Raw genomic sequence first — 18,723 nt, 5'->3', positions numbered from 1 at the left:
AAGCCCGTCAAGGCGCGGGGCACGCGTGGGCGATTTGTATGGAGGCCGGCCACAACGCCGTGGTCAGGCCGAATGCCACGGCGTCGGCTCCGGTGGGGAAGACGGCCTCCACCCGAGTCTGGATCAGTCGAGCCTCGTCGGCGTGAAAAAGGGTCCACACGAACCCGATACACAGGTATGGGATCGCCAGCCACAACGCCAGCTCGATCAGTGCGCCGACCCTGACCTGGTAGCGCATGGTGCGCCGAATTACGTCCATCACCGCACGCTCCTAGGTTCCGGTCCGGTCAGTCCAGCGCGGGGTCGGGCAGCCCGCACAGCTTGCACAGGGTGGCGAGGCCGTCGGGCGTCCCCGGCCAGTGCCTGGCAAGCACACCGGGTCCCGCCGTGCGGCTGATCCAGCGCAGCACCAGACCGACGATGATCACGTCGTCGGCGAATCCGATGACCGGGATGGCGTCGGGTATCAGGTCGATGGGCGACACGACAAAGGCGATCAGTGCGACCAACGCAACCCGGATCCGCCGCGGCAGCTCGGTATCGGCGGCGAGCCGTTTCAGCAGGCGGAGCACGTCGGGCAGGAGGCGCACGAGGTCCTGCATTTTGGCCTCGGGTCGCATCAGCCAGAAGGTGACAGCGAGGATCAGCCAGATCACCGCGAACGCAACCAGGATGCCCAACGCAACCATCCACCAGTCGGGCCACATCAGGTACATCTTGGTTGGTGGGGCGCAGGCACGCCAGCGCCGGCGGGTTTTCTAAGCGGCCCCCGGCGGCGGGAACGGAATCCAGGGGATCATCCCGGTGTCGGTCGGACGTGGCGGTGGCTCGGTGTTTGGTTCCCCAATGTGTTGGGGGCAGAAGGCATTCACCGCACTGGTCGCGAAACTCGTAGCTTCCGACACGGTGAATCCCGCGTTTTCCGAGGACACACTCTGGATGACCGCGGCTTTGGAGTGACCCTGGTCCATCAGCTCGCAGGCCTTCTTGCCGACCTGAATGGCAACGGCCCCGTTCTTGTAGGGAACGCCGGCCTGATCGAGGGCCGACAAGAAATTCGCATCGGGGTTGCCGGCCGGGTCGGCGTGCGCGGGCGCGGCCGCGCCAATGGCGGCGGCGAAGCTCGCAAGCACGAGAAGCATCCGCACCGCTTCATCCTTGTACAGATGACGCGAATTGTCCTGTCGGCCCCCGCGAACTCGGCTTAGTGTGGTTGGCGGGATGAAGGACAAGTGCCAATGAACATCGACGAAGAGTCCGTCACGACGCTGGAAGACCTCAGGGGCGATCTGGCGCAGCGGTACAAGCGAACGGCGAGCGGTGGAAGCTCCGTCGACAGCGCGGTCGTCAACGCCGACATGGCGGCCCTCGACCGCGACGGCTACGTCATTTGGAAGGACCTGCTCACACCGGAGCAGTGCCAGCAGATCCGCGAGGTCGTACGCCCGTGGCTCGGGCACACCGGACGCAACTCGTTCGAGGGGCGGCGCACCCAGCGCATCTACAGCCTGCTGAGCCGGACGCGGGTATGCGACGGCGTCGTCGACCATCCTCGGGTACTTGCGGTGCTCGATCGGCTGCTGATGCCCAACTACCTGCTTTCGGCGTTGCAGGCCATCAACATTCAGCCCGGAGAGGCCGCCCAGCTGGCTCACCACGACGACGGGTTCTACCCGGTCCCGCGGCCGCGAGAACCCTTGGCGGCGGCGACGATCTGGGCCATCGACGACTTCACCGCCGACAATGGGGCCACCGTCCTCTACCCCGGCAGCCACCGCTGGGGCAAGCGCCGGCCGGGTCCCGACGATCAGGCCATGCCGGTCGTCATGCCCGCCGGCTCGTGCGTCTTCTTCGTGGGCACCCTGTGGCACGGCGGGGGCGCCAACAACACCGGCCACGACCGCCTTGCCGTCACCGCCCAGTACTGCCAACCGTGGCTGCGGCCGATGGAAGCCTTCACGTTGTCGATATCGCGCGACATCGCCCGCTCGGTATCCGACGACATTCGCCGCATGCTCGGCTACAGCATCCACCCGCCGTTCGTCGGCGCGGTCGACGGCCTGCACCCGCTCCGGCTGTTGGAAGCCGATTCGTAGGTCCTACTCGCGTCTTCCGCTGACACCCGCCAACCGCGCGGCGTCGACGGGCGTGGGCTGTTGCGGGCTGCCCACTTCGATCGCCTGGCTGCGGCTCAGCGCGACAGCGGCGGCCACCATGCCCCATACGGCCACTGCCAACGCCAGCGCCGCCGAGCGGCCCACGGCCAGGTGCTCACCCAGCACGCCAACGCCGAGCACGACCGCGACAACCGGCTCGCCGACCAACATGATCGGGACCGACGCCTGCAACGCGCCGGCATGAAAGGCCGAGTTCTGCACCAGCGTCACCGCGACCGCCAGGCCGACCAACAGGTACGGAGCGGGGACGGTGAGGAGCGCGTGCCAGCCGCCGGCGGCGTAGCGGTGCGTGCAGATCTTCGTCAGGACGGCGATCATGCCGAGCAGGACCGCCACGGCCACGCCCAGCAGCATGGCGCGCACACGACCAGCGGCGCGGCCGGCCGCCGTCACACACACCACCAGCAACGGCACCATCACCAACAACGCCAGTGTCCACGCCGGGACCGCAGGTCGGACACGGCCTTCGCGCGGCTGGCCGACAAGCACGAAGACCGTCAGTGCGCCCGTCAACAGCGTCGCCCAGCCCCACTGGACTGCACTGATGCGCTGGTGGCAGAGCCGCGCGCTCAAGGGCAACGCGAACAACAGCGACGAGACCAGCAGCGGCTGGATGAGCAGCAGGGATCCGTGCGCCAGCGCCACGGCCTGAAACACGTAGCCGGCGACGGCGGCGACGGTGCCCGCCCACCACAGCGGTCGCGTCGCCAGGGTCGTCACCATCGTTCCCGACATGCCCTCATCGGCCGGAACGTCCTGGGCGGCTCGCTGCCGAACGACGATGCCCACCGCGGCCCAGAACGCCGAGAGCAATGCCGAAAAGATTGCGACCGCGTGCGATTCCACCCACCCCATGACCGTGCGGATACCCGGGACGTCCGCATGGCTAACTGGGCCCCGCGCGAACGCGTGCAGCGGCGCAGCGCGGGAATTTGTTTGTGACTCACCGCACATTTATGCTGACGGTGTATTCCAGGTCACAACTCGGTAGGAGCTTGAATGGCCGCAGCCCATGGCTCGAGCAAGCACGTTGTCGTCGCGCCGCGTCCCAGCGGAGCGATCCATTCGCACCGGATACTGCTGGCCGTATTCGTGGTCATGGCCCTCATCGCGGCGATCACAGGCATCGTCGTCGCCGCGTCGACGGGGCACACCACCGCCGCGCTCGTCATCGCCCTGGTGGCGGGCGGGTGGTTTTCCGCCGCCCTCTGCTAGGGGTTGCACCGCCGGCAAGGAAGGTCGGCGCGGCGCTCGAAAACCTCCGGATGCCAACGGGTTTGACACCCCTAAGAGTCACCCATGATCTTTTACCCCGCCGTTGCGGGAAATGGCTACGCCTCCGCGCAAACGGGCCAGATCATGGGCGCGCCGCGTTCGACCGCTGGACGACGGCTAGGGATCAGTTGGCGACCGCGCCGGGGCAGTACTTGATTCGTCCCAGGTCGACCCACATGTTGGCGCGCTTGGCGGCTTGATCGGGGTTCAGCCCGGTCACACTCTGGTTGTTCGCCTGTTGCATCGCGCCGACGATCTGCGCGCGCGACCAGCCCTGCGCCATGGCATTGCACATGGTCTGTTCGGTTTGCATCTCGTAGAAGGGCCAATCCGGCGGGAAGCCGATCGGGTCGGCGTTCGCCGTCGCGAACGCGCCCGGCAGGGCAGCCGGAGCGATCAACGCGATGACGAACGCCAGGCCGAGAAGCAGCTTTCTGGTGACGGACAGGGGTGAAAGCGACTGCTGCACGGACACTTCTCCTCGGATTAGGCGCCTCGATGACCAGGAGGCCGAAAAAGCAATGACCCCACCCACCAATGGTAGGGCCTCGGCGTCGTTGGCCGATCGAGATGTGCGATCTGACTAGGTCTCGCCCTACGATTGCCGGGAACCCGACGTTCGATCAGGCAATACGGTAAGCCGACGACGGCCGTCTCCCGACGCGTCAAACGGGTCATGCGATCCGTCTGAGCTACTGGCCGAAACTAGGAGAACGAAAAGTGAGAGCCCTCGTTGCGGGCGCCGCCGGGTTCTTGGGGTCTCATCTCTGCGACCGTCTTCGCCGCGACGGCATCGAGGTTGTCGGGCTCGACAACTTCTGCACCGGTGGGCGCGACAACATCAGGCAGTTCGAGGGAGACCCGGGCTTTTCTTTTTTCGAGCACGACATAACCCGACCGGTAGACCCGGCTGCCGCTCGCCCGCTGGATCTCATCTTCAACATGGCCTGCCCCGGGTCGCCGCGCGCCTACCAGCGGGATCCCCTGTTCACCCTGGAGACCAACTACCTCGGTACGAGGAACCTTCTGGAACTGGCACGCGAGGAGCGGGCGACGATTCTCCAAGCTTCCACCAGCGAGGTCTACGGCGATCCCGTCATCCATCCTCAAGTCGAGAGCTACTGGGGCAACGTCAACTGCTTCGGCACGCGGAGCTGTTACGAAGAAGGCAAGCGGGTCTCGGAGACGCTGATGCTCGAGTACGCCCGCCGCTACGGCGTGCGGATAAAAGTCGTCCGCATCTTCAATACCTACGGCCCGAGGATGGACGTGGAGGACGGCCGAATCATCCCCTCGTTCATCGTCCAGGCGCTGCGGGGAGAACCGATCACCGTCTTCGGGGATGGCAGCCAGACCCGCTCTTTCTGCTATGTCGACGATCTCATCGAGGGTCTTGTGAGGATGGCCGCGAGCGAACCCTCGTTTACGGGGCCCGTCAATCTCGGCAGTCCGACCGAACTCACCGTCCTCGAAACAGCGAGCATTATCGGCGAGATGACCGGGTCGGCGTCGGAAACCGTGTTCAGGCCCCTGCCGCCGGACGACCCCAAGAGGCGCCAACCGGATATCAGTCTTGCCGAATCCAGGCTCGCCTGGCGTCCACGAGTCCCTTTTGGAGATGGCGTCGCGCGAACTATCGAATACTTCAGGGGAATCGTGGAGGTAGCTCCTGGGGAGCGCCGTGATCATTGACGCCAGCGGTCTTGTCTATCACCAACCTCATGGCCGTTCAGGCTGCTGGGTCGATGGCGTTAGCATCAGGGAGCCCCACGCGCAACGGACCACCCCCGCCGACCACGATCAACGAAGGGGAGGGTGATGGCTGATCAAGCCCATGACAGCCGCCGTTATCCCGTTGCCGCCGTTCGTTTCCGGTGTCCCTGGGCGCACGGCGATGGGCTCCGGCGATGAGATTTGTATTGGCAACCTTGGGAACTCGGGGTGATATCGAGCCATGCGCCGCCATCGGTCGGGAACTGCAGCTTAGGGGCCACGACGTCCAAATGGCGGTTCCACCGAACTACATTGGCTTCATCGAGTCGGCGGGTCTTGCCGCGGTCGCACACGGTCCCGACCAGGACCGGCAGAACGCCGAAATCGAACTCAAATACGGCACGACGCCGAGTCCTATGCTCATGGCGTGGGAGATTTTCCAGGGAATCACCAAACTCTGGCCGGAGCTGGGTACGGCGCTCACGTCACTGGCCGACGGGGCCGATCTGCTATTGACGGACGCAAGCCAGCAGGGGCTGGCCGCCAATGTTGCGGATTACTACGACATTCCGCAAGCTGCCGTGCACATCTACCCGATCACAGATAATGCGCATTCGCAGATAACCAAAGACGCTGAAGACGCCCTGCGCCGTGAATTGGGCCTGCCAGAGGAAACGGGACCGCCGACGCGACAACCGCTGGAAATCCAGGCCTACGACGAACTCTTCTTTCCCGGAATGGCAGCCGCATGGGCGGATCACGGCTTCCGGCGGCCTTTCGTTGGCGGGCTGACCCTGGAGCTGCCAACGGACGTCGACGACGACGTCTCGTCGTGGATTACCGCCGGAACGCCGCCGATCTATTTCGGATTTGGCAGCAGCGCACGAGTCGCATCGCCCCGCGATGTGATCGCCATGATCACTGCGGCTTGTGCACAGCTAGGCGAACGGGCATTGATTTGCAGCGGCGTGAGTGACCTAGCCGGCCTTCCGGATTCCGACCAGGTAAAGATTGTGAACGCGGTGAACCACGCAACCGTGTTTCCCGCTTGCCGCGCGGTCGTCCACCACGGTGGCCCGGGCACCACGTTCGCAGGCATCCGGGCCGGAATCCCCACGCTGGCCCTTGCCGTATCGGTCGATCAACCGATGTGGGCAGCCGCGGTCAACCAACTCGAAGTCGGCATCGGACGGCGCTTCATCGAAACCACCCTCGATTCGCTGATTGCGGATTTGCGGTCCATCCTCACTCCGCGCTGCGTCACTCGAACCCGTGAGGTCGCCGCCCAGATGGCGACGCCCGCGGAAAGCGCCGCCACCGCGGCCGATCTCTTGGAAGATGCCGTCCGTGTCGGCACGTTGGCTGATCGGCAAATGCCGCGGACCGCGAACCGACCGGTGCCCACTACTCAGGCACCTCGATGAGAAGTCGGTCAGCCCAACGGTTCTGACTAGCTCGTAGGCATTGACCCGACTGCTCCGCTATGCGCAGAGCATGGTTGGACTATTCGGCGGAATGCCTGTCATCCCTTGGCGATCGAGCGGCGAGTTGCGTAGCCGAGACGCTGCGATACGACGGCAAGTCAAAGTCGGGCAAGGCGCAGATGTCAGCACAATCCCGGACCCGCTCCAACCAGTAACTCTGATCAGCGGCCGATGTGCAGGCGTAGATCTTCATGAACGTCGCCGCGAAGGGGAACAAGAAGCCATTGCCGACAGCCTGCCAAACAGCCGCGGCTACCCCGGGAGTTTCGACGCCGCGATAGTCGTCGATCGCAATCACGCCTCGCTTGGCCGTGTGAGTCACGGCAAGATTGATGTCGTTGGCGACGCACCGGTAGCTGTGACAACCGTCGACGTGGATGAAGCGGAGTACCCGTTCGCCAAGATTGAGCTCTGATGATTCGCAGACTTCGAGCGTTGGCCGGCGAGGGTGGAAACGGTCCCAGTTGGCCAAGAACTGCTTCTGGTCCAGGCCCGAATACTGCTGGCGTGGGATCCGCGACATGTCCGCGTGATCCATTACGGCGTCGAACAAGTCGCAGATCACCAGTTCTTCATCGTCGCGGAGGCCGTAACCCATCAGGATTGCGGACTTGCCTTGATAGGTGCCGATCTCCAACATGTCGCCCTTGATGCCTTCGGCCGTCTGGCAAGCGAGCAGCTTGCTGAATAGTGAGACATCGGCCTCAAAGAACCAGCCGTCGACGTCGTCCATCTGCTCGGCATAGAGGGTCCAGGCGGCATCGGTCATGGCGCGCTCCTGCGCATCAAAGCCTCCAGAGAGGTACTGCCCGAATGTGTGGCGGCCTGCGTTTGAAGGGTATCAACCCGCGCTTCATCGGTGCCTTTGGTCCTTCGGCTTGCATCGCTTCGGCCCTGACAATCCCGGCCGCCATGAATGATCCTGCCGGGGGGCACCGATCAGAAACGAGCTGAAATGTGGGAGCCACCACGTGGCGCGATCTTGGTAGGCGTTGACGGCTCGGCAGCGGCACTGGGCGCCGTCCGGTGGGCGGCCCGTGATGCCGCGCTGCGGAAAGCGCCGCTGACCCTGGTGCATGTCGTCGACGCCCCCTTGCCGGGGTGGTTCCAGGTCACCGCGCGGACGCACTTCAGGCCACGGCACGGGCAGCGGGCACGCGGACTCATCAAATCGGCGATCAAGGTCGCCGAGGAGAGCGCTGGTGAGCGCGGCCCGGTGAAGATCGACAGCAAGGTGCTTTGTTCAACCGCCGTCCCGACGCTGGTCGCCCTCTCCAAAGAGCTGGAGATGGTCGTGGTGGGCGATCGGGGACATGGCGGTGCCTTGGCCCGCAGCTCGCTTGGCTCGGTGAGTTCGGGATTGGTTTACCACGCGCACTGCCCAGTCGCCGTGATCCCCGACGAGCAAGCGCAGGTCGGCAAGGCGGAGGCGCCGGTGCTGGTCGGCATCGACGGCTCGCCGGCCTCGGAAGCAGCGACCGCGATCGCGTTCGAGCAAGCATCACGACGGCAGGTAGGCCTAACGGCTTTACACGCCTGGGCTGATCCCCGGGCGTCCACGTCCAGAACGGTGTACCAGGACGCCAAATGGGACGCCCAGCTGTCCGAGGAGGAAGAGGTGCTGGCCGAACGGCTGGCGGGTTGGCATGACCTCTATCCCGACGTGGAGGTCCATCGCAGGATCGAGATTGGCGAGCCGGTGCGCTGGCTGCTCGAGGCATCCGAAAAGGCGCAACTGCTGGTGGTCGGCAGCCACGGCCGGGGCGCATTAGCCGGCAGGGTGCTGGGCTCGGTCGGTGCGTCGGTGGTCAACCGGGCCAAGATTCCGGTGATCGTGGCGCGATAGACACTGGCAGTCTGACCAACCATTCTCAGTGGAGCGAGCGGTGAGGACTCATCCCAGTTGACGCCCTTCGAGCGGCGGCGTGCCGCGGTGGCCGGAATGCTCGCCGGGTGTCTTGTGCTGGTGCAGTGCACCGCGGCGCAGCCACCGCCGGCGGCGACACCCTCAGGGCCTGCGACACCGTCGCCATCGGCCGCGTCGCCCAGTGCGCCGCCGGCACCTCCAGGTGACAGCGTGGAGCCGGTCACCGCCGCCGAACTCGGCGAAAGCTGGCGGCCGGGTTGTCCAGTCGAGCCGGAGCAGCTGCGACGGGTCAACGTCGACCACATCGGTTTCGACGGCCAGGTGCACCGCGGTGAGCTGATCGTGCAGCAAGACCTGGCGCCGGCGGTCATCGCGATCTTCGAGCGGCTACACCGGCTTGGTTACCCGGTCGAGAAGATCCGCACGGTCGACCACTACCCGGGTGCCGACGACGAGTCATCCATGGAGGACAACAACACTTCGGCGTTCAACTGCCGACGCATCCCTGGAACCAACGAGTGGTCTCCGCACGCCTACGGTCGGGCTATCGACCTCAATCCGCTCATCAACCCCTGCCTTTACGCGAGCGGGTATTTCGAACCGCGAAACGCGGCCGCCTACCTGGACCGCAGCCGCAGCGACCCGGGACTCTTACACAACGGCGACCCAGCCGTGCGCGCCTTCACAGATCGTGGCTGGCGGTGGGGTGGCGAGTGGACCGGCCCCCTCGACTATCAACACTTCGAGCGGCCCTAAAGACGCAGCGCCTGTGCCGTCGCGGTTGCGACCTCACCTCGCAGATTCGACATCGGTGGACTGCCCCGGGTGTGAATCGAGTTCGAGAGCAGAACGACGTACGTATCTGAGCGCGGGTCCATCCAGACCGAGGTACCGGTGAAGCCGGTGTGGCCGAAGCTACCGATGGGGAAGATCGCGCCTCGCGGCGTGGACTGGCCCGTATCTATGTCCCAGCCAAAGCCGCGCAGGTTCTGGCCCGCGATCGCGGGATAGCGCGGAGCGAGCAGCGGATCTGTTTTGTTCGGCCGCTTTGCGACGGCTTCTTGGGCCGCATCGTTGGCCGCCTTGAGTTGCGCAGGCGTATGGCCCGGCTGCTGCGGACTCGTCATCAGCTCGAGAGTTGTTTGCGCCAAGGGGAATTGGCTGGGACGGCCCGCGAGCCGGTCCAGTAATGCCTGCGAAAACATGCTGACATCGTGGGCGGTCGAGAACACGCCGGCGTGCCCGGCCACTCCGCCCATGCGACGAGCCGTCGTGTCCTGCACGGTGCCCCGAAGCAGGTGATCGAGATCGGGATTCTTAACCGGGTCGGCTCGGCCCTCTTCGTCACGTGCTGTCGGTGCGATGCGCGGCAAGAGACCGGTGCTCCATGTACCCGCGGGGCAGGCGTCCGGCGTGCGGCCTTGCGGCGCAGGAGCCCAGGCGGTCGCGGCTCCCAACGTCGTGTGCGAACCGCACGCTTGCGCCGGGGGAAGGTAGTGGGTGTCTTCCATGCCAAGCGGCTCGAACACGTGCCGCTGAACGTATGCGTCCAGGGCCTCACCGGTAACCTTTTCGATCAGCGCGCCAAGCAGGATGAAGTTGATATCGGAGTAGCGGAATCCGCCACCGGGAGCGGACTCCAGCGGCGTGGCGAGCGCACGATGAATCCCCTCGCGTTTGTCGGCGTGGTCCAGTCCCCACGGGTCTCCGAGGTTGACGTCCCCCGTTTCGCCGGAGGTGTGCGTAAGCAGCATCCGGACGGTCACTGCCGCGCGGCGCGGATCGTTCGCGGTGTTGAACTCGGGGAGGTACTGCTGCACCAGATCGTCGAATGCAACCTTGCCCTGCTCGTAGAGCTGCATGACGGCTGTCGCCGTTGCGAGGCTCTTCGTTAACGACGCGAGGTCGAAGATCGTGTCCTCGGTCATCGGCTCCGCGGGGGCAGGCAAGCCGTCCAGCCCGGGTTCGCCGGCAAGCTTGCGCGAACCGTAGGCATGGTGGAACGCGACCTTGCCACCGTGCCCAATGACAACCACCGCGCCCGGCAGCTTGTTCGCCGCAATCGCATCGTTGATCAGCTTGGAGACCTTCGCGAAATCAACTGCGGGAACCGGGTCGGGCGGTTTGACGACCGTGGCGACGTCCGGTCTGGGGGCGGGCGTGCTGGCGCCCAACACCGGGCGTCCCGGGTCGCCCCTCGAGCAAGCCGTGGCTATCGCAAGTAAAGCGGTCCCGGCGGCGACGGCGGTTCGCATCGCACCGCGGAAGCCCGCGGCGGCCGGTCGATTCATGGTGGAGCTCATCTCGTTACCTGCGATCTTGTTTTCGGATCTCGGCGGCGTCAAGAGAGGACGACGAAACGCGTCCCGCGCCCCCGCATCACGCCCGTATCGTGAGGGCGGTGTGCGAGCCTGCGCCCGGCCGGCCCCAGGAATCGCCGGCCGTTGTCAGCCGTCGCCAGCTTTTGGGGGTGGCCGGCAGCGTGGGGCTGGGGTCCCTGGTCGGCGGCAAGCGACCTTCGGCCCCACCTCCTTCCGCGACGTCGACGACCAGCGTCAGCCTGACCGCGACCACTTCGGCATTGTTGCTATGCCGAGACGCCTGGGGCGCTCGACCGGCGCGCTCTGGAGGGAAGCGCCACACCATCACGCGGATGACCCTGCACCACGAGGCTGTCGTCCTTGGCGACAACCGCAATGCCCCAGCGCACCTCCGGCAGGATCAGCGGTACCACCAGGATCAGCACGGGTGGATCGACATCGCCTACCACGTCGGCGTCGACCGCAACGGCAACATCTACGAACTCCGGAGCACCGAGATCGCGGGCGACACCGCGACGGACTACGACACAACGGGCCACTTCCTGGTCCTCTGCGAAGGAGACTTCGATCAAGAGCCCGTCCCAGAGGCCCAGCTTCAGGGAGCGGCTCGCGCGTTCGCATGGGCCGCCCAGAATTTTTGTGTAGCGAGCGCCACGTTGGCGGGCCATCGGGACCTGGCCCAGACGTCTTGCCCGGGTGGAAACCTGTACGCCCACCTCTCCTCGGGCGACCTGAAACGCCGCATCGACGATCTGCTGGCCGCGGGCGGAGTGGACCTCCAGCGCTTCTGCGGATCCGACGCGGCCGCACGCGTCGCCGCAATCGAGGCGGGCAACTGATCGGCGCCGGGTAGGCCTGCGCGGCAACCGCCGGTCACGCCTACTGGGATTGCGCCCAATTGGCCTACGCGTGTTTGCTGGGCATGCTACGTTGCTGATCAATCGATAGCCCGACTGGTATTTGCGAGGCAACATGGTCGACTTTCGGAAAGCGGCCGCTCTGCCCACTGCTCTAGCGGTCGCCTGCCTCGGTATAGCCAGCATATGGACACTATCTGGGTGCAGCGCGGCGTCACCGCCGATGCGTGCGGCGGTGACCTCAGCTACCGTAGGCGCCAGCAGGGCCGACGACCGACGGCCGACAGCGGCACCGGTCAAAACGATTGCTAGTGGCGTGTATGGCGACCCGGACGCGGCAGCCGAGTTCTGGCAGCAGCAGTCCTACGAGGACAACTGCGGGCTGGCTTCCGTGGCCGACGTGGTCGGGGAAGTCACCGGTCACTCCCCGACCGAGCAGCAAATCATCAAGCTGGCACAGCACACGCCCTCGTCCACCCGCAACGGCCCGATTTACGCGCCCACCGGCGACCCGGCTCACGACGGCCCGAACGGTGGCATCGACATGGCCGACACGGTGGTGCTGCTCGACCACTACGGCATCAAATCGCACATGACCTATGACAAGCACCCCGAAGAGGTGGGCCTGTCCTCGCTGGAGCAGTACCTGAGCGCGAACCGCAAGGTCATCGCATGGGTCAACTCCGGAACCATCCTGAACTCCAACGACCAGCGCACGTCGGCCGATCATTTGCTGGTGGTCACCGGGATTGATACCAACAAGGAAGTCGTCCACCTCAACGATCCCTACGCCGATCACGCCGACACGAAGGTCAGCATCGCCACGTTCATGACGGCCTGGAAAATCGGGCAGGAATCGATCGTCGTCACCGCGCCGGCGGGCTAACGCCTCGTCACTCGGTATTGCCCGGAGCCGGGCCCGCCGTCTTCATCGGGGTCGCGGAACTCGTCGGGCTCACGGGGCTCGTAGTGCTCGTCGGGCTGGTAGAACTCGTGGGCTTCGTCGGGCTCGTCGGGCTGGTCGGGCTGGTCGGGCTCGTGGGACTTGTCGGAGTCGTAGGAGTCGTAGGAGTCGTAGGCGTTGTACTCGCAAGGCCTGGGCCTTCGCCACACCAGTCCGCCACATCTTTCGGGTACTGCTCGAGCGGTGGAGGACAACGCTGCCCCGGCGGGAAGTTGGCGCCGGCATTGAGCAGATCGCAGGGCACGTAGACCTGCTTGCCCTTGGGAGTGTTGGTCAGACACTTCGTCGGCGGCTCACCGTGGGCCTGGACGGGGATGGTGGCGGCCGCCACCACCGCGCCGAGCGCCCAAGCAAGACGGCGGTATGTCATGAGAGCTCCTTACTCGCTCACCTGATACACGTTCTGGTGATCCGGTGTCGGGCGTGCACAACGTGAGATCGCCGTCGTCTGACGCTACAACCGGCCCGCGGCGAACGTCGCCGCCTGGTTTGTCATTCCCGACTGAATGTACTGACCATGCGGTGCCATGCTCACACCGCGCGTGCAAATCGGATCCCCGGGCATACACATGTCAATCGTTTTCGCGGCGTATAGCGGGCCAATGGTGGGAAGCGAGCCGGCCGCCAGCGTCCGCGCGAATGTGCCCGATGCCGACGGATTTCCGAAGACAGCGACGGCGGCGACATGATTGGCGACATCGGGTGGCATCTGCGTGGTGATGACGTCGACCACGGCCGCACCTTGGGAGTATCCACCGAGGACCACCCTGGTGTTGGGACAGTTTGCCGCCATGGACTGGACATGAGCGCTCGCGTCATTGGCACCGGCAGCGATGGAGCTACGGAAATTGTTGGTGGCGGGGTAGTTGACCGGATAGACGCTGACAGTCCTGCGTCCTACTCGCGAACGCAGCGAATCAACAAATGACTGTCCGACCCCCCCGACGCCAGGGGGCTCGGTGGTGCCCCGGGCGAACACCACGTCGACGTCGGAGCAGGGAGCCGCGGTGGCAGATGGCAGGGACGAGGCGGCGGTCAGCGACGCCCACGCTGCAACGACAGCCGCGCCGAGCAGACCAGAAGTCGGACGTGCGGTCACGGCTTGCATGTCATGTTGTCGCTTCGGAACGACCCTGTGGGCCGCCGTGACAGCCCGGGCGCGCGGTCCGACGATGAAAGCTCATGGTGGTTGCCCTTGGTGTAGTCGCCGCTCGGTTGGCGGCTCTCACACTTAGGAGCAACGACGCCGCTCCTAGGGGACACTTTTTCCGCCGCCTACGTCGGACGTCGAAGATTTCTTGTCGTCCAGGCCCATACCGCAACAGCACGTAGGTGCTCCCATTCGTGCGCGTGACACGCCGAACCGACACCACAGGGTGAACTCGGACGATCGATGTTGATGAAAAAGAAGCTGGCCAGGCCTTGCGGCGCTGACCAGCTAATTTCTCGGTGGAGCTGCCGGGAATCGAACCCGGGTCCTACGGCATTCCCTCAAGACTTCTCCGTGCGCAGTTCGCTATGCCTCTGCTCGGATCTCCTGGTCACGCGAACCAGCCAGGATGACGATCCCAGTCGCTGTTGGTGTCCCGATGAGTCCCGCGACCGAACTCATCGGTTGATCCCTCTAGCTGACGCCAGGGTCCGGGTCGAGGGCTTTCCCGGTCTGACGGACTAGCTGTCGCTTAGGCAGCGAGAGCGTAGTCGCGCTGATGTGAATCGGCGCTTATATGGTTGCAACGACGCTTACGGTGGTCTCTTGCCTGCACCGGCACGCTTCCCTTGATTCGATGCGCGAAGTCGAAACCGTTCAGCCCCTCGCACCCCCACCGATTTTCGGCAGGACAATCTATGGTACGCCGCTATCAACGCGCGGCAACGGAGTTGTGTTCCGGTCCGGCGCAGCGATCAGATCACGAAGTTCAGCCGCTCGACGATTTGCGCGGCCACGTCCTCGTCGCCGCCGAGCTCGATGTCCTGTGACCGGGAGGGGCACATCGGCCGCCCGCCGGCGAGCCGGGTGAACTGCACCCCGTCCAGCCGAATCGTCACCGTCGGCTCGTGGCCGCCGAAGTCGTCGACCAGCTGGGCCCGGCCATCGACGCCGATACGGATGCTGCGGGAAAGCGGACCGGTCAGCTCGAACAGGACCCGCGAACCCTCTGGCGCCTTGGCCCGCTTGCCCACCACGTAGCCCATCGTCCCGGCGATCTCGTCGAGGGAGAGCTCCGATGCGGCCCCGACAAGCTGGTCGTCCGACGCTGGCCGCCGCAGCGCCTCGCGGATGTCCTGCTCGTGCATCCAGCAGTCGAACACCCGGACCCGCATGAACCGCCCGTAGCTCTCCGGACCTACCGGCGTCAGCGTCACGGCGTCCCACTCCTCGGCCGACATGCCCGTCAGCGCCTTGCGCCGGTCATCGGTGATGTCCTTGAACCGTTTGAGCACGTCCTCGCCGGATTCGGCGGCGAGGTGACGCACCCAGCACTCGTTCATCACGCCGATGTCGTTGTGGACATGCTCGAGCGCCGAGACGTCGATGTCGGGTTGGGGCGCGGGCACGCCGGCAAGGAACGACTCGGTGCCGATCATGTGCGCCACCAACGCCTTGACGTCCCAACCGGGCAGCGGGCTGGCGGCCTGCCATTGCTCTTCCGGCAGCCCGTCCAGCATCGCGGTGATGTCGTCCCACACCGCGAACAAACCGGCGAGCACTTCGGACTTGTCGAGCTTGGTGACGGGGCGATCGGCCATGGTCGGATAGTAGGCCGATGGGTTAGCTCAAGACAGGCGCAACCGTCAGCTGGCGGCGATCATGGCCACGGATCCCATGGCCATCACCATGCCGAACCCCTGCCAGCGGGTCAGTCGCTCGCGCAGCACGACCATGGCCAGCACGACCGTGGCCGCCGGGTAAAGCGAGATCATGATGCTGGCCAGCGACAGCAACCAGATGTGCAGCGCCAGCAGCATGGTCACGTTGGCGCAGATGTCCAGCACCGCGACGGCCCAAGCCAGCTTCAGCGGCTTCCCGCGCGGCGCCCGCAGGTTCTTGCTGGCCGCGGCCATCACGAAGATCACGACGGTGGCCGACAGCCGGGCGAATACCAGCGGCCAAAGTTTGCAGGCATGCGGCGCCTGATGGAGAAAGACCAGGTTCAGCCCCATCGCCGAGCCGGCCAGCAGCGTGAGCCATGCCACCTTCGGGGTGAACCGATACGGAGTGACACCTTGGGCGGTGGCCTCCCGGCTCACCAGCATGACCGCGATGAGAGCCAGCACGACGCCCACCGAGGCCCCCGGGCCCGGCCGCTCCCCCAGCGCCACACCGACCGCCACCGGCACGGCGGCGTTGAGGACCGCCGCCAACGGTGAGACGACCGAGATGGGGCCGGCGCCCAGCGCGGCGAAGAACGCCCACATGCCGACGGCCATTCCGACGCCGTAGAGGCAGCCCCAGAAGACGGCGCCGGTCGAAATCGGCCCGCCCACGGCGAGCGCCAGCGCGCCCAGCAAGATTGTCTCGATCGGATAGACCACCAGCATCACGCGCAGCGCGGCTACCCGTCGAGCGGCTACACCGCCCACGAAGTCGCTGACGCCGTACGTAACGGCCGACAGCTGGGCGTAAGCGGCCCCGATCAGTTCATGCCCTTGGCTCGGCGACCCAATTCACGGACCACTTCGCGCTGGGCATCGCGGCGGGCCATGTCCTGACGTTTGTCGTGTGCTCGCTTGCCGCGCGCTAACGCGAGCTCGACCTTGACCTTTCCTTCGGAGAAATACAGAGACATCGGCACGAGGGCGAGGTTACCATCTCGTATCTTGCCGACCAGGCGGTCAATTTGTGCCCTATGTAACAACAACTTTCGATTGCGACGGGGCTCATGGTTGGTCCAGCTACCGTGCTGATACTCCGGAATGTGCAAGTTGCGCAACCACACTTCGCCGTCGTCGACGGTTGCGAACGCGTCGGCCAGGGAAGCATGGCCCTCGCGCAGGCTTTTCACCTCTGTGCCCTGCAAAGCCACTCCGGCCTCGAACTCCTCGAGGATCGAATAGTTATGCCGCGCTTTGCGATTGGTAGCAATGATCTGTTTGCTGCCGCGCTTGCCGCCCGCCGCCTTGGCCCGGCCGGGATCTTTGGCCACAGCTACCGCCGGATGTAGAGGCGCAGCGTCGCGTAGGAAGTCAGGCCGGCCATCGACACGCCGAGCAGGAACAACCACGGCGAGATGTAGAGGATGTCGGCATAATCGACCTTCGCGATCAAATGAGCTTGGTAGAACTGACTTAGCGCGTTGTCCAGGAACCACGCCCGCACCAGGACCAAGCCGACGACCGCGATGGCCACACCGATCGCCGCCGCCAGCATCGCCTCCACCAAGAAGGGCAACTGCGTGTACCAGCGGCTGGCGCCGACCAGCCGCATGATCCCGATTTCGGTGCGTCGGGTGTACGCGGCGACTTGGACCATGTTGGCAATCAGCAGGATTGCCCCGACTGCCTGCACCAGGGCGACGGCGAACGCGGCGTTCCGCAAACCGTCCAGAACGGCGAACAACCGGTCGATCAAATCCTTTTCGTTGAGGATGCTGCGCACGCCGGGCTGACCCTGCATCGCGGCATCGAACTCCGAATGTTGTTCGGGGTTGTTGAGCTTGACGATGAACGACGCCGGAAACGATTCCTTGCCGGCCACGTCCTTGAACTCCGGGAACTTCTTGATCGCGTCGTTGTAGGCGTCCGGCCGGTTGACAAAGCGCACCGACTTGACGTCTTGCCGAGCATCGATCTTGTCCCGCAGCGCTTTACACGGACCGGACGCGCACGTCGCGTCGTTGGCGGAGATGTCGTCGGTGAGAAACACCTGTGTCTCGACCCGGTCGAGATAGATCTCCCGCGAGTTGTCGGCCAACCGGACCACCAGCAGACCGCCGCCGAACAAGCCGATGGAGATGGCCGTCGTAAGGATCATGGCGGCCGTCATCGTGACGTTGCGGCGCAGCCCGGTCAGGACCTCGTTGAATAGGAAGCCAAAGCGCACTTAGCGGTCCATCCCGTAGATGCCGCGCTGCTCGTCGCGGACCAGCCGTCCCAGAGACAGCTCCACGACACGCTGACGCATCGAGTCGACGATGTGGTGGTCGTGGGTGGCCATCAGCACCGTCGTCCCCGTGCGGTTGATCCGCTCCAACAAATCCATGATGTCCTTACTGGTATCCGGGTCCAGATTGCCGGTCGGCTCGTCGGCCAGCAGAACCAGGGGCCGGTTGACGTAGGCGCGCGCGATCGCCACGCGTTGCTGCTCGCCACCAGACAACTCGTGTGGCAGTCGGTTGGCTTTGCCGGACAGGCCGACGGTTTCGAGCACCTCGGGCACCACACGGTTGATCGCGTCGGTCCGTTTGCCGATCACTTCCAGCGCGAAGGCGACGTTCTCGTAGACGGTCTTCTGCTGCAACAGGCGAAAGTCCTGGAAGACGGTTCCGATCACCTGACGCAGCTTCGGCACGTGACGACCGCGCAGCTTGTTGACGTGGAACTTCGACACCCGGATGTCGCCGGTGGTCGGGTTCTCCTCGCCGAGCAGCAGCCGCATGAACGTCGACTTGCCGGAGCCCGACGGACCGATCAGGAAGACGAATTCACCCTTGTCGATTTTGACGTTGACGTCCTCCAACGCCGGACGCGCCGACGCTTTGTACTTCTTACTGACATGGTCCAGGGTGATCATCACGGCACGCCAGTGTAGCCGTGAATTTCGCTGGCGAGCCAAGTCAACTGGCTGGCAGCGGTGAACTAGGCGCCGGCCCGGGCCCCGGCTGCGGTAGCTGAGGCGGCGATGTGGTGGCGCTCGTACTGGGTGGGCAGATTTCGACCGGCGCCGTCTTCTGGGGCTGCCTCTACGGCGTCGGAATGGCCGTCGGCATGTGGGCGTTCTTCGCCGCGCTGGGCGCCGGCCCCATCTCGGTCGTCTCACCGTTGGCGGCGGTCCTCAACGCCGCCGTGCCGGTGGCGGTCGGTGTGGCGCTGGGGGAGCGGGGGCCCGGGGGCCTCGGTGGGCG

21 protein-coding genes, 1 other RNA gene and 2 pseudogenes are annotated in these 18,723 nt (G+C 65.2%); 9 read left to right on the top strand and 15 right to left on the bottom strand.

The window, feature by feature from the left end:
* Positions 1-7: 7 nt before the first annotated feature.
* From A5756_RS11505 to A5756_RS11495, 3 genes are read right to left on the bottom strand one after another with little or no spacing between them, the layout of a single operon-like run.
* Positions 8-259 carry a hypothetical protein gene (locus A5756_RS11505; protein ID WP_066952218.1) on the bottom strand — a complete coding sequence of 84 codons (252 nt, stop codon included), beginning with the start codon at positions 257-259 and terminating at the stop codon, positions 8-10.
* A 28-nt stretch (positions 260-287) separates the two neighbouring features.
* Positions 288-707, bottom strand: a complete 420-nt coding sequence (locus A5756_RS11500; RefSeq protein ID WP_066952643.1) for a YkvA family protein — start codon at positions 705-707, stop codon at positions 288-290.
* 51 nt (positions 708-758) lie between these two features.
* The gene (locus tag A5756_RS11495; RefSeq protein ID WP_082948034.1) at positions 759-1,142 is read right to left on the bottom strand and encodes a DUF732 domain-containing protein; all 384 of its coding nucleotides are present in this window, start codon (positions 1,140-1,142) and stop codon (positions 759-761) included.
* A gap of 96 nt (positions 1,143-1,238) precedes the next feature.
* Between A5756_RS11495 and A5756_RS11490 the strand changes: the two genes are divergently transcribed.
* Complete coding sequence (locus A5756_RS11490; RefSeq protein ID WP_066952214.1) at positions 1,239-2,096, top strand: phytanoyl-CoA dioxygenase family protein; 858 nt, start codon at positions 1,239-1,241, stop codon at positions 2,094-2,096.
* 3 nt (positions 2,097-2,099) lie between these two features.
* Here A5756_RS11490 and A5756_RS11485 read toward each other — a convergent pair whose 3' ends face one another.
* Positions 2,100-3,032, bottom strand: coding sequence for a DMT family transporter (locus A5756_RS11485; RefSeq protein ID WP_066952212.1), 933 nt, complete (start codon positions 3,030-3,032; stop codon positions 2,100-2,102).
* 144 nt (positions 3,033-3,176) lie between these two features.
* Between A5756_RS11485 and A5756_RS11480 the strand changes: the two genes are divergently transcribed.
* Positions 3,177-3,392: a hypothetical protein gene (locus tag A5756_RS11480; protein ID WP_066952210.1), complete on the top strand. Its 216-nt coding sequence runs from the start codon at positions 3,177-3,179 to the stop codon at positions 3,390-3,392.
* A gap of 184 nt (positions 3,393-3,576) precedes the next feature.
* On the opposite strand, the gene A5756_RS11475 is transcribed toward A5756_RS11480, so the two are convergent.
* Positions 3,577-3,921, bottom strand: coding sequence for a hypothetical protein (locus A5756_RS11475; RefSeq protein ID WP_231989280.1), 345 nt, complete (start codon positions 3,919-3,921; stop codon positions 3,577-3,579).
* A 251-nt stretch (positions 3,922-4,172) separates the two neighbouring features.
* On the opposite strand from A5756_RS11475, the gene A5756_RS11470 reads away from it, so the two are divergent.
* Entirely contained in the window at positions 4,173-5,144 is a 972-nt protein-coding gene (locus A5756_RS11470; RefSeq protein WP_066952208.1) for a UDP-glucuronic acid decarboxylase family protein, read from the top strand.
* Positions 5,145-5,359: 215 nt separating this feature from the next.
* Complete coding sequence (locus A5756_RS11465) at positions 5,360-6,589, top strand: glycosyltransferase (RefSeq protein WP_082948035.1); 1,230 nt, start codon at positions 5,360-5,362, stop codon at positions 6,587-6,589.
* A 57-nt stretch (positions 6,590-6,646) separates the two neighbouring features.
* On the opposite strand, the pseudogene A5756_RS11460 reads toward A5756_RS11465, so the two are convergent.
* Positions 6,647-7,418, bottom strand: a pseudogene (locus A5756_RS11460) (class I SAM-dependent methyltransferase).
* 186 nt (positions 7,419-7,604) lie between these two features.
* Between A5756_RS11460 and A5756_RS11455 the strand changes: the two are divergent.
* Entirely contained in the window at positions 7,605-8,495 is an 891-nt protein-coding gene (locus tag A5756_RS11455) for a universal stress protein (protein WP_066952639.1), read from the top strand.
* A gap of 96 nt (positions 8,496-8,591) precedes the next feature.
* Entirely contained in the window at positions 8,592-9,272 is a 681-nt protein-coding gene (locus A5756_RS11450; RefSeq protein WP_082948036.1) for a M15 family metallopeptidase, read from the top strand.
* Here A5756_RS11450 and A5756_RS11445 read toward each other — a convergent pair.
* Complete coding sequence (locus A5756_RS11445) at positions 9,269-10,819, bottom strand: serine hydrolase (protein ID WP_066952203.1); 1,551 nt, start codon at positions 10,817-10,819, stop codon at positions 9,269-9,271. The genes A5756_RS11450 and A5756_RS11445 overlap by 4 nt on opposite strands.
* A 278-nt stretch (positions 10,820-11,097) precedes the next feature.
* On the opposite strand from A5756_RS11445, the gene A5756_RS11440 reads away from it, so the two are divergent.
* Both A5756_RS11440 and A5756_RS11435 read left to right on the top strand, forming a co-directional pair.
* On the top strand, positions 11,098-11,676 hold the full coding sequence (locus A5756_RS11440) for an N-acetylmuramoyl-L-alanine amidase (protein WP_369828629.1): 579 nt from the start codon (positions 11,098-11,100) through the stop codon (positions 11,674-11,676).
* 334 nt (positions 11,677-12,010) lie between these two features.
* A complete protein-coding gene (locus A5756_RS11435; protein WP_231989278.1) occupies positions 12,011-12,580 on the top strand; it encodes a C39 family peptidase in 570 nt (189 codons plus the stop codon).
* On the opposite strand, the gene A5756_RS25890 is transcribed toward A5756_RS11435, so the two are convergent.
* The 8 genes from A5756_RS25890 to ftsE all read right to left on the bottom strand — a co-directional run bounded on the left by A5756_RS25890 (position 12,577) and on the right by ftsE (position 18,392).
* On the bottom strand, positions 12,577-12,807 hold the full coding sequence (locus tag A5756_RS25890; RefSeq protein ID WP_066952198.1) for a hypothetical protein: 231 nt from the start codon (positions 12,805-12,807) through the stop codon (positions 12,577-12,579). The genes A5756_RS11435 and A5756_RS25890 overlap by 4 nt on opposite strands.
* A 305-nt stretch (positions 12,808-13,112) precedes the next feature.
* Positions 13,113-13,757, bottom strand: a complete 645-nt coding sequence (locus tag A5756_RS11425) for a cutinase family protein (RefSeq protein ID WP_066952637.1) — start codon at positions 13,755-13,757, stop codon at positions 13,113-13,115.
* A gap of 348 nt (positions 13,758-14,105) precedes the next feature.
* Positions 14,106-14,473, bottom strand: a transfer-messenger RNA (tmRNA) gene (gene ssrA / locus A5756_RS11420).
* Between the two features lie 90 nt (positions 14,474-14,563).
* On the bottom strand, positions 14,564-15,409 hold the full coding sequence (locus tag A5756_RS11415) for a maleylpyruvate isomerase family mycothiol-dependent enzyme (RefSeq protein ID WP_066952196.1): 846 nt from the start codon (positions 15,407-15,409) through the stop codon (positions 14,564-14,566).
* 45 nt (positions 15,410-15,454) lie between these two features.
* Positions 15,455-16,300, bottom strand: coding sequence for an EamA family transporter (locus A5756_RS11410; protein WP_156659447.1), 846 nt, complete (start codon positions 16,298-16,300; stop codon positions 15,455-15,457).
* Positions 16,297-16,806 carry an SsrA-binding protein SmpB gene (smpB, locus tag A5756_RS11405; protein ID WP_066952192.1) on the bottom strand — a complete coding sequence of 170 codons (510 nt, stop codon included), beginning with the start codon at positions 16,804-16,806 and terminating at the stop codon, positions 16,297-16,299. The genes A5756_RS11410 and smpB overlap by 4 nt, the downstream gene beginning before the upstream one ends.
* A gap of 2 nt (positions 16,807-16,808) precedes the next feature.
* Positions 16,809-17,702 (bottom strand): permease-like cell division protein FtsX, encoded by an 894-nt coding sequence (gene ftsX / locus A5756_RS11400; RefSeq protein WP_066952190.1) that lies wholly within the window; start codon positions 17,700-17,702, stop codon positions 16,809-16,811.
* Entirely contained in the window at positions 17,703-18,392 is a 690-nt protein-coding gene (gene ftsE, locus A5756_RS11395) for a cell division ATP-binding protein FtsE (RefSeq protein WP_066952188.1), read from the bottom strand.
* A gap of 110 nt (positions 18,393-18,502) precedes the next feature.
* Between ftsE and A5756_RS11390 the strand changes: the two are divergent.
* Positions 18,503-18,723: pseudogene (locus A5756_RS11390) on the top strand (EamA family transporter); the annotation flags it as partial.

Origin of the sequence: Mycobacterium sp. 852002-53434_SCH5985345 (assembly GCF_001667155.1) — a bacterium.
Taxonomy (GTDB): Bacteria; Actinomycetota; Actinomycetes; order Mycobacteriales; family Mycobacteriaceae; genus Mycobacterium.
This window is presented reverse-complemented; position numbering and strand designations above follow the sequence as displayed.